This is a genomic window from Bartonella sp. AP1QHHD (assembly GCF_042196265.1).
Classification (GTDB): domain Bacteria; phylum Pseudomonadota; class Alphaproteobacteria; order Rhizobiales; family Rhizobiaceae; genus Bartonella.
On sequence record NZ_JBHIPW010000023.1, the window covers coordinates 24,852 to 39,211 of the forward strand.

8 protein-coding genes and 5 pseudogenes are annotated in these 14,360 nt (G+C 39.2%); 6 read left to right on the forward strand and 7 right to left on the reverse strand.

The genetic code is table 11. The annotated features are described in order from the left end of the window. Positions 1-154 precede the first annotated feature (154 nt). Both rsmD and ACFIME_RS03090 read right to left on the reverse strand, forming a co-directional pair. Positions 155-721, reverse strand: a complete 567-nt coding sequence (rsmD, locus tag ACFIME_RS03085) for a 16S rRNA (guanine(966)-N(2))-methyltransferase RsmD (RefSeq protein WP_375618629.1) — start codon at positions 719-721, stop codon at positions 155-157. After that, complete coding sequence (locus ACFIME_RS03090) at positions 702-2,102, reverse strand: pseudouridine synthase (RefSeq protein ID WP_375684463.1); 1,401 nt, start codon at positions 2,100-2,102, stop codon at positions 702-704. The genes rsmD and ACFIME_RS03090 overlap by 20 nt, the downstream gene beginning before the upstream one ends. A gap of 270 nt (positions 2,103-2,372) precedes the next feature. On the opposite strand from ACFIME_RS03090, the gene ACFIME_RS03095 reads away from it, so the two are divergent. Next, complete coding sequence (locus ACFIME_RS03095; protein ID WP_375632851.1) at positions 2,373-2,819, forward strand: nucleoside deaminase; 447 nt, start codon at positions 2,373-2,375, stop codon at positions 2,817-2,819. A gap of 649 nt (positions 2,820-3,468) precedes the next feature. Here the strand turns inward: ACFIME_RS03095 and ACFIME_RS03100 are convergent. The 3 genes from ACFIME_RS03100 to ACFIME_RS03110 form a co-directional block, all read right to left on the reverse strand. Beyond that, positions 3,469-3,960, reverse strand: coding sequence for a hypothetical protein (locus ACFIME_RS03100; protein WP_375662640.1), 492 nt, complete (start codon positions 3,958-3,960; stop codon positions 3,469-3,471). A 178-nt stretch (positions 3,961-4,138) separates the two neighbouring features. Beyond that, complete coding sequence (gene ileS, locus ACFIME_RS03105; protein WP_375684464.1) at positions 4,139-7,054, reverse strand: isoleucine--tRNA ligase; 2,916 nt, start codon at positions 7,052-7,054, stop codon at positions 4,139-4,141. Positions 7,055-7,302: 248 nt separating this feature from the next. Beyond that, on the reverse strand, positions 7,303-9,090 hold the full coding sequence (locus ACFIME_RS03110; RefSeq protein WP_375684465.1) for a porin: 1,788 nt from the start codon (positions 9,088-9,090) through the stop codon (positions 7,303-7,305). A 682-nt stretch (positions 9,091-9,772) separates the two neighbouring features. Between ACFIME_RS03110 and ACFIME_RS03115 the strand changes: the two are divergent. Both ACFIME_RS03115 and ACFIME_RS03120 read left to right on the forward strand, forming a co-directional pair. Continuing rightward, positions 9,773-10,940, forward strand: a pseudogene (locus tag ACFIME_RS03115) (tyrosine-type recombinase/integrase). 207 nt (positions 10,941-11,147) lie between these two features. Continuing rightward, positions 11,148-11,350 (forward strand): annotated as a pseudogene (locus ACFIME_RS03120) (helix-turn-helix transcriptional regulator). A gap of 99 nt (positions 11,351-11,449) precedes the next feature. Here the strand turns inward: ACFIME_RS03120 and ACFIME_RS03125 are convergent. Beyond that, positions 11,450-11,855, reverse strand: a pseudogene (locus ACFIME_RS03125) (hypothetical protein). Beyond that, a complete protein-coding gene (locus tag ACFIME_RS03130) occupies positions 11,852-12,322 on the reverse strand; it encodes a hypothetical protein (protein ID WP_375684466.1) in 471 nt (156 codons plus the stop codon). Before ACFIME_RS03130 ends, ACFIME_RS03125 begins: the two are co-directional and overlap by 4 nt. A 963-nt stretch (positions 12,323-13,285) precedes the next feature. Between ACFIME_RS03130 and ACFIME_RS03135 the strand changes: the two are divergent. From ACFIME_RS03135 to ACFIME_RS03145, 3 genes and pseudogenes are all read left to right on the forward strand, one after another. Next, positions 13,286-13,732, forward strand: a pseudogene (locus tag ACFIME_RS03135) (DUF488 family protein). A 102-nt stretch (positions 13,733-13,834) separates the two neighbouring features. After that, positions 13,835-14,206 (forward strand): hypothetical protein, encoded by a 372-nt coding sequence (locus ACFIME_RS03140; protein WP_375633559.1) that lies wholly within the window; start codon positions 13,835-13,837, stop codon positions 14,204-14,206. After that, positions 14,158-14,360, forward strand: a pseudogene (locus tag ACFIME_RS03145) (integrase); the annotation flags it as partial. The gene ACFIME_RS03140 and the pseudogene ACFIME_RS03145, both read left to right, overlap by 49 nt.

Genomic DNA, 14,360 nt, shown 5'->3' on the forward strand with positions numbered 1-14,360 from the left:
CATCCTTCTATAGTAAAGCTAATAAAAATTCATCAATTCCTTTAACATTAGAATCTTTTATTGATTTTCTGCTTAACCTTTTAAAAACCATATAAAATGAAGAAAACTGTGTAAAAGCATTTTTTCATCCTATCGGATAAACACAAGAACTTTCTCAAGATGTAAGCGATCGTAATTTATAGAGACGTATTGCTGTTTCACCATAAAAACGCTCATCATCTAGATAAAAGACGTCAGGTAAATGAATCATTGTATCTTTCTTTTCTTCAAGTATGAAGAGTGTATCAGCTTTTGCCCACCCTCCTCGCAAAGCTTCTACAAAAGCACGTTCACCTAAACAATGGCTATAGGGAGGATCAGCGCAGATAACATCAAATGGCAGCATTGTTCCAATATTACCAAGTTTGGTTGCATCTCGACGCAAAATCCGCCCTATTGACTGTAATTCAAAGGCTTCGATATTTTTTTGAATTACCCCACGCCCCTCAACCGAGTTTTCAACAAAAACAGCAGCCTTTGCTCCACGTGAAAGTGCTTCGATGCCTAAAGCACCAGTCCCAGCAAAAAGATCAAGAATGCGTTTATTGGTCCAAAATTGTTCTTCACGGCTAGAAAGAATATTAAAAAGGCTTTCACGTGTACGATCACTCGTTGGGCGAATCGACTGATTAACAGGCGAAAACAAAACACGCCCAGCAAATTTACCGCCTATGATCCGCACGTGGACCTCCAAATCGCTTCGAAGTTTTTGCACCGTCCCTATGTGGTTTAGATTTTTTCATAGCACCACCAAACGATTTTACCTTTTTCTTTCTCTCAAAAGAATGCTCATCATGACCACCTTTTATCATTTTCTCTTTATCCTTTAAAAAGCGATCTTTCTTACCAAAGGGATGCGTCTCGTCATAAGATATTTTGCCATGTTTTTGAACAAAACTTTCCCTCTTCTCTTTGTATGACGGATTTTCTTTTAGTTTTTCCTTGCCTCGATGAAATGATTTTCTACCATCCAAATCGCTCTTATGATCATGCGATTTCTCCTCACTATAGGAAGGCTTTCTACGTGCACTTTGCGGACGTGCACCAGGAGCCATCCAAACATTAGCACGGCGAGAACGCGGTAGAAAACGCTCTGCTTTTCCTTCTTCACTTTTCTCCTTCTTTACATTCTCATGAGACTTTGTACTTAATCGTGCGCGACTATGTTCAACAGAACCATCTCTTGGTCGGCGTCGTATCGCCCTTTCACTTGAGAAAACCCAACCATCATTTGCAACAGAAAGATCTTTCTGGCTTTGCTTTTCTGCAACAACTGCAGAATTTGAAAATGGCTTAAGAATAGGAGCATCAAAATCTGCATTGGCTTGCATAATTAAACGCTCACCCAACTGATCTCGTAACATCCGCCCTTTTAACTCTTGCACGGCTCCTTCTTCTAAATCAGAGAGATGAAATGGACCATAAGATACACGTATTAATCGATTAACTGATAATCCCAATGCCCCTAAAACATTCTTTATTTCACGATTTTTTCCTTCTCGCAAAGCGACAGAAAGCCAAACATTCGACCCTTGTTCGCGTTCAATTGATGCTTCAATCGAACCATAAAAAATACCATTAATTGCAATACCATTTTTAAGGTTATCCAGCGTACTCTGTTTTACTCTTCCATGAGCACGGACGCGATATTTGCGGACCCACCCCGTTACAGGAAGCTCTAATACACGCGCTAAGCCACCATCATTGGTTAAAAGCAAAAGCCCTTCCGTATTAATGTCAAGCCTTCCAACAGAAAGAACACGCGGCATTCCTTTTGGTAAATTACTAAATACTGTAGGTCTGCCTTCAGGATCACGGTTCGTGGTGACAAGACCTGCTGGCTTATGGTAAAGCCATAAACGCGTTCGTTCTATAGGAGGTAAAGGTTTGCCATCAACTATAATAACATCAGAGCGGCTAACATTAAAAGCAGGCGTTGTCACGACTTTACCATTCACAGAAATACGACCTGCAACAATCATCATTTCTGCATCTCGACGCGAAGCAATACCAGCACGCGCTAACCTTTTAGCAATTCGTTCACTCTCATTATTTTCATTCATTTGCGTTTCAAACCAATCTTTGCAAGTATGTTCAGAAAATTATTCACATGCACCATACCGCTTATCCTGAAAAATGAAGTAGCATAATCATTTATCATTTTCTATCCTTTAACGACAATAATGTATCTGCCAACTTGCAAGTTTGTTTTAAACTCTTAAAAAAAATAGAGGTATTCTTTTCATTATAAAAGCGTAATAAATTATTCATTCCATAGCATTCCTTATCGAGATAACCTTTAGATTTTCTATACCTTCAGTAGAAAGAATATTATGACCTTGACGCCCATGGAAATAGCCCTTTTAGAAGCGCAAGAGGCTGCAAAAAAAGATGAAGTTCCCGTAGGTGCTATCATTACACGTGGAAAAGCTATCATTGCACGCGCTGGTAACTTTATAAAATCTGCATATGACCCTACAGGACACGCAGAAATACGCGCAATCCGTATGGCTTGCGAAACATTGCAAAGCGAAAGGCTTCCTGATTGCGATCTTTATGTAACACTTGAACCTTGTGCTATGTGTGCCGCTGCCATTTCATTTGCACGCATACGACGTCTCTATTATGCAACAAATGATCCCAAAGGAGGTGCTATAGAAAATGGCCCACGTTTTTATCAGCAAACAACCTGCCATCACAAACCTGAAATTTATTCTGGTTTCAAGGAAAAAGAAGCAGCTCAATTACTTAAAGACTTTTTTGTACAAAAGCGATACTAAAAATAATTCTTCTTCCATAACTTTCACTCTTTAAAAACTATCCTACTTCTCAAAAAAGACTGTTAATTCTTCTGATATATATATATAGCAAAAGCTATTTCGAAGCATTTTTTCTCTCTTTTAATTCTGCATATTGTTTCTATTAGATGATACATTCATTCAAAAGAATAATTCATTATTTTGTATATAAAATATAAAGTCCAAAATATCGTAGATATACTCTCATTTCAAATTACATTGAAACAGTAAAAATCTCTTTCTTGCACATCATAAGCGGAATTATCGTCTGGATAAAGAACGTTTTAGAAAAGACTAAAAATGTCTCTTATGAAAGCTCTCAAATGCAAGAATTATCGTAACATTGGAGTCTGTAAAATGAAATGATGGTATCCACTTTCTCCTTCCTAAGCATAAAGTATTGGAGCACAATAGATTTTACGTTATACTATCCACATGAGCAATGTTGTAAAATGAGCTTGAGAAATGTTTCGTGTTAAGGAAACGCATAAGGACTCTCTCGATGCTGTTGTCATATTGCTATTTCATGAGAATACCCCCTCCTACAGCAGCATTATAACTGCGCGCGAATGAGAGCTTGGTATCATAAGTAATTGGAAAAATACTTTACTTTAAATGTTTTGTCTTTTCCCTATCGACCAATAGGTGCGGTTTTTGCCGGTTGGCGATAACTTAAAGGTGGTTCAGTGAGATAGCGACGGTATTTTGAACTTCCAACTTGTGCTCTCTGACGACGTAAATATTCCTGTCGTTGCTTCGCATTCAACTGTGAAGGATTTTCTGAACCAACGCCATTAACTGACGATCCTTTGTGAGGAAAAGGTGTATTTCCTTGATGCTTCTTCGATGCTGCCATTTCATTGACAGATCTATCTTGTTGTGGTACCGGCAAAAATCTGCGTGAACTAAGGCTTGGTATTACAAGTTTTGGATGAGGTTTCATAACAATCTGGCTGCTGTTATTTGTTGGTGTTAATGAAGTGATATTAGCAACATCTTCAAAAAACTGTATTGAAACTGGTTTATTGGTACCATAGGTAGGAGCGGATAAATTGCATCCCGTTAAAACAAAGCACATCCCTAAAATTCCTATTGGAAATATTTTTATTTCACGTTTTCTCACTGCCTATTCCATTTCCTAGGTGTATGGCTGATTAATATTCCCGTTATTTATGAGAGAACGGTCCATACACAAATTTCCCCCCCTGCAGATAAAACAACGGAATTTTTTTCGTACCACAAAAAACTATATTCATCAATATGAGAAATTTACTTGCATTTCTTTCCTTTGATCTAAAACTTTAAATCTTGCCAAGAATCTGCAATTCCCGCAAAGCAGCTGCATCACGAGCAGATACATCCGGATAAGCTGGATCACTTCCAACATCTTGTGTATAACGCCATGATCGAGCACATTTTTTTCCTAATGCCTTCTCTGGATATACACCAACACCTTCAACATCATTCAAAGTAAAAGCATCAGAAGGTATTGTGTCCTGCCTAATTGTGAGTGCACTGGTAATACAGATCTCCGCCATATCCACATTTTCTAATGCCTCTCGTAAAACCAGATTGGAAATAAAAACAATAGGCGCAGCCTCCAAAGAGGATCCAATACGCTTATTAGCACGTTCAAGCTCTAAAGCACCTGTCACAACTTTACGGACCTGCCGAATTTTTTTCCAACGCTCAGCCAAAGATTGGTTTTGCCATTCTTCTGGTACAGAGCGAAATTGTTCCAAATGCACCGATTGGCTTTCTGGATAACGCTCTAACCAAGCTTCCTCCATAGTAAAAGGCAACATTGGAGCAAGCCATGTGACCATACGCTCAAAAATCTCACGGACAACCTGCAAGGAGGCCTTGCGTTTTTTTGATGAAGGCGCATCACAATAAAGAGAATCCTTGCGGATATCAAAATAAAATGCCGATAACTCAATGATTGAAAAATCCAATAATGCACGCATAATCTTTTTAAAATCAAATTCATCGTAAGCGCGATTAATCAACTGATCAAGTTCAAAAAGCCTATGCAATATAAATTTTTCAAGATCCGGCAGTGCACCATAAGATACTTCTTCTCCATCATCATGTGCTAAAGTTCCTAGCATCCAACGAATTGCATTGCGTAGTTTACGATATGAATCCACATTTGTTTGAAGTATTTTTTTGCCTAAACGCTGATCTTCCCAATAATCGGTTGTCATAACCCAGAGACGAAAAATATCAGCTCCAGATGTTTTAATGATCTCTTGCGGAACAACCGTATTGCCTAAAGATTTAGACATTTTTTTACCATTCTCATCCAAAGTAAAACCGTGTGTGATCACGGCCTTATAGGGAGAACAAGCACGCGTACCACAGCTTTCCAAAAGAGAAGATTGGAACCATCCGCGATGTTGATCTGAACCTTCAAAATAAACATCAGCAGGCCATTTCAAATCAGCCCGATCTTCTAACACAAAGCTATGGCTGGCTCCAGAATCAAACCAAACATCCAAAATATCATAAACCTGTACCCAAGGCTCATGTGCACGCTCACCTAAAAAACGTTCACGTGCTCCTTCAGCAAACCATGCATCTGCCCCTTCTGCTTCAAAAGCCCGTAAAATACGCTCGTTCACACCTTCATCTTTTAGAATAACACCATCCTCATTCGCAAAAATACAAATAGGAACACCCCAAGAACGCTGACGAGAAAGAACCCAATCAGGACGATCTTCTATCATAGAAGCTAGGCGGTTTTGTCCAGAAGACGGCACAAAACGCGTTTTTGAAACAGCTTCCAAAGCCCGACTACGTAAAGTTGAACCATCCCCAAAATCTTTATCCATTGAAATAAACCATTGTGGTGTATTGCGAAAAATAACGGGTTTTTTTGAACGCCAACTATGGGGATAGGAATGCTTTAAACGCCCCCGTGCAAACAATCGATCTGCTTTAATTAAAGCGTTAATGACCTCTTTATTGGCATCACCCATTTTTCCATTATCATCAATAACACGTGCAGGTCCTCCTTCACGATCTGGTCCTAAACCTGGAACATCTTTCGTATAGAACCCTGCATCATCAACAGGAAACGGTATAGATGAATCAATCCCCGCTTGCTCCAGTAAGGACTTATAATCATTCCAAATTTCAAAGTCCTCACGCCCATGGCTTGGTGCTGTATGGACAAAACCTGTACCAGCACTCTCTGTTACGTGCGAACCATCAAGCAATGGAATTTTAAAGTTATACCACCCAGCCAAACCTTTGAGTGGATGAGAAAGAACAAGAGCTTTCAACTCTTCAGAAGAAATAACACGCAAACGCTTCAAAACAAGTTTGGCTTTTTCTCCACAACTCATCGCTAAAGCGTCTGCAAAGAGAAGCTTTTCTCCCACTTGAGGACCAAAATCATTTTCAGCACTTTCAACTTCGTAAATACTATAAGAAATTTGCGAAGAATAACTCACTGCACGATTGCTTGGAATTGTCCACGGTGTTGTTGTCCAAATGACGACATAAGCACCATATAAATCATCAGAATTTGCTTCAAAGACAGGAAACTTAACCCAAAGCACCTCTGATTCATGATCATGATATTCAATCTCAGCCTCTGCCAAAGCCGTACGCTCTACAACAGACCACATCACCGGCTTGGAACCACGATAAATCTGATCTAACATAGCAAATTTTATCAATTCACTGGCAATGTGTGCTTCTGCATGAAAAGCCATTGTAGTATAAGGCGTGTTAAAATCTCCCACGACACCAAGGCGTTTAAATTCTTCACTTTGGACGGTTACCCAATGCTGTGCAAATTCACGGCATTCTTGACGAAACTCGTTAAGAGGTACCTCATCCTTATTTTTTCCTTGTGCTCGATATTTTTCTTCAATTTTCCATTCAATTGGAAGCCCATGGCAATCCCAACCAGGTACATAATTTGCATTAAAACCGCGCATTTGGAATGAACGGACAACCACATCCTTTAGAACTTTGTTTAAGGCATGCCCAATATGAATATGACCATTTGCATAAGGTGGACCATCATGAAGAATATAAAATGGACGATGTTTTGCTTGTTGGCGCAATTGCGCATAAAGCCCCATATTTTCCCAACGCGTCATCAATTCAAGCTCTTTTTGCGGAAGCCCTGCACGCATAGGAAAATTTGTCTGTGGGAGATAAAGGGTTTTTGAATAATCTATTGTTTCATTTTTCACAGTCATTGTGAAATATTCCTGTCCACTTTTACGATTTCATTTTTGCATAACTTCCCTGAACCCTGCAACTCTGGTTTTTATCTATAGGGAAAGCCGAGCTTATCATTCGTATTAAGCAGCGATCAGGAAAATATATCATCACACTCTATGGGCTTTATCATGAAATTCACAAGAAAAGAAACCAAAAATTGATCTTTTAAAAAATAAAGGCTCCACTAATAGTGGAGCCTTTTAGAAATTTACTCTTTTAAAAATTAGAATTTATAAGCTACACCAACACGGAAATCATTGGTTTTGTAGTTAACTTCAAGTTTTTCCTTTGCAAATTTCTTTTTACCAAAATCAGAGTAACGATATTCTGCACGTACAATCACATTATCCAAAACCGAGAAATCAACGCCACCACCAAGTGTGTAACCAATCATGGTTTTTGTTTCATCAGATAAGTTCTTAGAAGAAACGACTCTTCCATCCTCATCCTTAACGGATATTGATACAGTGTCTTGGAATTGCCCATAAGCAATACCGCCAGCAAGATAAGGCATAAAGCGATCAGCAGCAAAACCAATACGTACCCGTGTAGCACCACCCCAATTTTGTTTGAAAGTATGATTTAAAGTTTCAACTTCATCCTCTTGATCAAGACCAAGTTCAGAAGCCAGCTTTTTTATTTGTTCTATACCATATACACTGGAATCGTTCTTATCCACCGCTTGTGTACTTTGTGCAGCGTGTCCAGACATATTCTGTCCACCATGAGAACGAGAAGCATGTGGATTAGTACCATTCGGATGAGCACCAGAGCTACGCCCACCTGCATGAGGTGCACCATGCGAATTAGCATTTCCGCTACCATGGGAAGAACTATGATGACCTCCCTGTTGGGCTCCGCTTGTTCCATTAGAAGCTTTTGTCTCTGAACCAGAGGATGATCCTGATCTCGCAAGTACAAGTGGTCCGCTCGGTACTGTTTTTTCTGCTGATGGTTGTACCAATGTAGGTGCTTTTGCTGCTGGCTGTACTGCTGGTGTGGTTACAGTAGGTTTTACTGGTGCAGGCACTACTGATACAGTAGCTGATCGCGATGCTGACTGCACTGATGTTCCTGCTCCTGTTGTAAGGGATGTCGATTTAGGTGCAGCTGGTTGTGATCCACCTACCGATACCCCTCCTGTATCTGATCTTCCTGATGAGGACGATGGCAATTGCACTGATTTTGTCCCTGTACTGGAGAGTGTTAGTTTAGATGTATCAGCTGCTTGTGTTCTCTCGTTTAACACTGTCGTTGTAGTCGTTCCTGCTTGTGGTTTTGTTACTTGATTAGCGGAAACTGCTTGTACTCCTGACGATTCAGATGTTAACGTTTTTGATGGTAGAGATGACACTACTGGCGTTTTTGTTGAATTAACATCGCCTGTTTGTTTGGATTGCACTGCTTCTGAGGCTGCTGGTGCAGATTTTCCTGACGCAGATCCTGTTGCTGGCGTCCCTACTACTGCAGCTCCTGCACCAGCAGGTGTTCCTGCACCTGCAGATCCTCCTGAAGCGGATTTTGCTGCTTGCGTTTGTGCCTGTGTTCCTATTGCTTCTTGTGTTGGTTGAGGCGTTGATAGGCTTGCGGATCTGCGGGATCTTACGACTGCATTTTCTACTGTAGTGTTATCAGCCGCACCTATGGTAATGGTCTTTGTGTGTTTTTTTCCAGATATCATTAAATCCGTATCGATGCCAAAAATAAAGTTATCACCGAGATCAATATTAGAACCTGCATAAAAACCACCTACAAAACCTGAAAGTTTAGGAGAGAACTCTTTATCCAGTGGTAAACTCTTTTCTTGACCAACAAGAGCCACATCAGCTTTGCTCGAAAAACCACCAGCTTGGACACCTAAATAAAGACCTGTCCATGAAAAAGTAGGCGCAACAATGGTAGAAGAAGTCGACGGTGCTGGTTGATGAGGAATCATAACATCAGCAGCTAGCGCTGTAGACGCTGAAATTAAAGAAAAAATAGACGCTGTTATTAAACGTTTTGTATTCATAAAATCTCTCCAAATATCCAAAATGAAATTCATATAGAGCATCTTTTCTGAAATATCTGTAGCAAAAATGACACACTCACAAAAAAATAAAGATTTTTTGAAAATAAGGCTTCTTAAACTTTTAATTTTGCATTCAATGAGAATCTGTAAACTAAATCACACTAGAATTATGTGTCTTAAAGTTGGATTCATTTTCATTAAATTTTCGTATAACTGTTAATGATAATATTCTTTTATAAATTTCTTTTTAACGAAATCTGAATAACAGTATTCTGCACGCAATAAACTATCATCTGTTATTGCAAAATTAATGCCCGCGCAAACAGTGAAATCAAATATTGTCTTTTTTTAAACCAAGCACCATCAAAGTTTCATCTATTTATCAGCATGATCTACTTTTAGTACTTTAGCAATAGTATTTTGTATCTAAAATTCAGAAAACAAAGAACTTATTCAAACACTCGCAAAAAAACTTTTAGATTCTTTGCATAAGCATCTTCATCACGCCACATCACTTTGATTTATAATGATAACTTATTGTTTTCATATTGAATGAAAAAACTAATACTGTAGGATTCTCTCATTTAAAATCTGTTCCATGTTGTATTAATCAAAATCACTTACTTGCACGTCATAAGCGGGGCTGGCGTGTGGGTAAAAACTGTATAAGAAAGGAGTAAAAATGGTTCTTATGAACCGTCTTAATGCAAGGTCTGTCGCAACATTGGGAGCTGGCAAATATAATGATGGTGCCGGCTTGCTTCTTCATAAGCGTAAAGATGGAGGTGCTCAATGGATTTACCGTTATACCATTCATGGTCGTCGTCGCGAAATGGGCTTGGGTGCTTTAAGAGATGTTTCTTTAAAACAAGCCCGTGAATGTGCAATGCAATGGCGTGCTGTTTTACGTGAGGGGCGTGACCCTATTAAAGAACGCAACAAACAAAAGCGTGAGGCAATGCGCAATCTCCATTACTTAAAAGATATTGCTTTAGATGCTTTTGAAAGCCGTAAAGCTGAATTAAAAGATGATGGCAAGGCTGGAGATTGGTTTTTACCTTTACGGCTTTATATGCTGCCAAAATTAGGTTGTCTGCCCGTTTCAGAGATTGCACAAACAGAGATACGCAATACACTTGCTCCTATTTGGCATACAAAAGCTAGAACTGCTCGAACAGCATTGATGCGTCTTAATCTTTGTCTCAAACATGCGGCTGCCTTGGGTTTGGACGTTGATTTACAGGCAACATAAAAAGCACGCGCTCTCTTAGGAAAGCAACTCCATAAAGCACAAAATATACCAGCCATGGATTGGAGAGAAGTGCCGGCTTTTTATCAGACGCTTTGTAAAACAACAACCATACCATATCTGGCATTACGTTTGCTTATCCTTACAGGGGTTCGTAGCAATCCTTTGCGACATATTCGTGAAGATCAAATTGATGGCGATATATGGACAATTCCTGCTGAAAATATGAAAGGCAAGCGTGATACAACAAAAGAGTTTCGCGTGCCTCTATCAACAGAAGCATTAGATATTTTAAAACAAGCACGCGGGCTTTCTCGTAATGATTTCTTTTTTTCTGCTAAAGGTCGCGGTCCCCTTGCTGAACGTTGTATGTCACACTATATGCAACAAACTGGTCTTGATGCCTGCCCGCATGGATTTCGTTCTAGTTTACGCGATTGGCTAGCAGAAACAACCGATGCCCCCTATGAGGTCGCTGAAACCATTCTAAGTCATACCGGTCGGAGGGCAAGTAGAGCGCTCCTATCGTCGTACTGACTATCTAGAACAGCGCCGTGTCTATATGAATAAATGGGCGGCTTATGTCACGGGTCAATCTTAAGATATGGGGTGAATAGCCCCATTATCTGTGGATAACTTTAGCTCTCTTTTCTCTCATTCTTTCTCAATAAGATTCATAAATTACCACATCAGAAAAACTATGATAAAATATTGTTTTCTATAAATACAATACCTTCAAAAATGAACCAAAATGTGGTTAATAAATGGTTATGATTTGTTTTTGTTTTTATAGTGAAAGGATTTTAGAATGACAGAAAATGATATTCTTTTAACTGACCGTGAAAGTGCAAAATTGCTTCATATGAGTGTTTCAACATTTCGCCGACATGTGTAACTAATGGCTCTCTCCCAAAACCTTTAAAATTTGGTTTTTTATCGCGTTGGTTACAATCAGATCTTTTGAATGTCATCGAGCAAGCAAAACAGCAACGTTATAACGACGCGGCATAAAAAAACCTTGTCACGTAAGGACGGACAAGGCTTTCTCAAACTCATCAACCTGGTGCTTTATTTGGTGTAAATTCAAGGCTTTCTCTGCTGAAGCAAGACTTAAGGTTTGCATTCAAGTTGTTCTGAATGCTTTTTACAATAAGGGCTATTTAAGCGCCTCTTGACACTTCTCTGTGGGATGACAGCACCTGGACGACAATTTGGAAGGTTGTCTTCTTTAAAAGTATAACACCATCCCCCTTCATGTTCATCTTTATAGTGGAATCCTGATTGAATCATGCAAGCATGGACTGTTGCCTGTGCATTAATACTCTGCTCTCTGCTTTCTGAATCCTCATCATAAGGCGTTGGCATTCCACATTCTAATAAAGCTTTTCCTATCTCAGTAAAATCTGCTCCTGGCTTCTCCCACATAATACATATACCCTGGAGCAGGCTTAAAAAAATTACACCCAGCTATACTTAACAGGATTATCCCGCTTAATAATCTTAAAATGTGTTTCATTTTTTGCTCCATGAATTAATTGAATCAATTTGTATCCGGTGAGATGAACCATAATCATGTCTACATGCTCGATCCGCATTTGCATAACAAACATGAGGACTTGGATAATCAAATAGTACTTTCTTTGCCTCTTTCACTACGTTACTACCAAGGGGCCTCTTGTCAAAAGTAGCGGGATTTTTGCCAAACACAACACCAACAAAATCATCTGCATGGTTTTCCAAGCCGACAGTGGTTTTCTTTCCATCCCTTAAGATATATAACGTATCTGCCATGTCTTGAGTATTATAAGCTGGACCAAAAAAATTAACCGTTGTTTCCTTTGCTATACCGTGAACACCATGCTTTACTAAATCATGTGATCCATTTCCTGCTGTTATGGTACCACGACTATGGGCATCATCATGCAATCCTGTATTGCCATAAAGATACATTGTATCCTGGAATTTCTTGGTTGAATTGGTCAATCCAAAAAAAATCTACCTTCCAGAAACTTCTGAAAAATCGCTATCCCTACTTCCACTTCCCAGTCTTCAGCTTCTGGGAAGTATGTAAAATAAAGGGGACCATGATCATTGTCAGCAAACTGGACAGTATAACGCGCAGCATCATCTGGTGAGGTAAAAATACCATTGTAAAACATATGAACCTTGCCATCAGAACCTTTTTGTAAATGTTTTTCTTCTTCTGGTGTTAAATAGTGATACAGAGGTATTTTTCTTCCATAGCTGTCTTTTATAGGTTTTCCATTTTTATCTGTTGCATAGAGGACATTGCCATTTTCATCATGCTCAACCTCACCCTCAGGATGCTCTTTGAGATATGCGAATTCGCGTATTTTGTCCCAGTATCCCAATCCTTCATCCGATAAATCATTGATCATATCTACGCGATTATGCACTGCTCCCTCAAGCGGTGCGACATCTAGCTGTCCTACAGCTTGGTGGGCTGCTGCGGTGTTGCGGTTGAGAGAGCCAATGATTTGTCCAGCATCTTGCCCCATCGCCCTCTGTCCAGTTGTATCAGTAAGGATGATAGTCCCATCGCTGATAGCAGATTTGGTTTCCCCTTCTGCTCCATCCTTGGCTTTGCCGTGATTTAAAACATTCTTGGCANTGCTAAACCCATGGCTGCTGGCTTTAGCATGGGCACCGTTGTTGATGTCACTGGTGCTAATGCTTCCTGTGGTCAGGCTGTTTTTGTCCGCTGAGGCTGTGCTAGCAATAATGCCTCCGGTTAGGGTCGTTTTGTCTTTAACAATGATATTAAAGCCGCCATCACCCGCTTTGATGCCTGATTGTTCCACAACACTATGATAATCGCTAGAGGATTTATCCTTTTGGAAAGAGGCACTCATGGAGCCCCCACCTATTTACTAAGGAAATTAAACGTGTGTAACATCAAACATATCATCATACAGTCTGCTAAAGATGAGAGCTTTGTTTTTTACCATTGGCTATGAAAGAAAATCCTTTGAGGACTATTTCAATCAACTTATCAAAAATAATATTAAACTTTTGTATGATATTCGTAAAAATCCAATAAGCAGAAAATACGGATTTTCAAAAAGACAATTAGAGAAAGTTGTAAACAACATTGATATTGAATATATGGCATATGCCTGAACTTGGAATTGCCTCTGAAAAACGAAGAAATTTGAAAACACAAAAGATTATGATCGCCTTTTTGAAGATTATCAAAATACAACTCTCAAGGATAATTCTTGTGCAATAAACAAATTATATCAAATTTTTTTTAACAAAAAGCGCGTTGCAATCACCTGTTTTGAAGCCAATGTATGCATGTGTCATAGAGGACAACTCGCATTAGCTCTCATTCCATTGCCTGATTGGAAATATGAAATTAAGCACATCTAAAAAATAAATTTGCATATTTTTTTAAAATGGGATTGCCCATATGCCTCCCAGCCCCCTACCCATTCCTAACAACTTTTAAGTGATGCATGATTCACGCTACGGGTGAATTCTGCGCAAATCAAGGAAAAGAAATATGAACTGACCGATGAAACAATTGAGGTTGGTGGATACATTACACTTTACCGCATCCGTGCTTTGAGAGACTTTGGAGATGTAAAGGCAGGTGATCTTGGCGCTTTTACACAAAAAGAAGACAATCTAAGTCATGATGGCAATTGCTGGATAAGTGATGATGCAAAAGTCTATGGTTATGCCAAGGTTTTTGGGGATGCACATGTTTACGGTGGCACATTTATTAGTGGAAAAGCTAAAATTTATGGAAATACTAAAATTTATGACAGTCCATTGATTTCCATCAGAGCAAATATACGCTGGCTATTAAACAAGCGCAAAATGGCATCTCCAAGAAAATAAACAGACTTACAAAAGGCTCTTTCGATTGGTTATTGCATCAGTATTTACAAAGCATGCAATGGCATAATCAATTAGAATCTACTAAAAAAGTTAAATATCGAATTCTGAATAATGTTTCTAAACATATCGGTGATCGTGCATATAAAAGCATAAA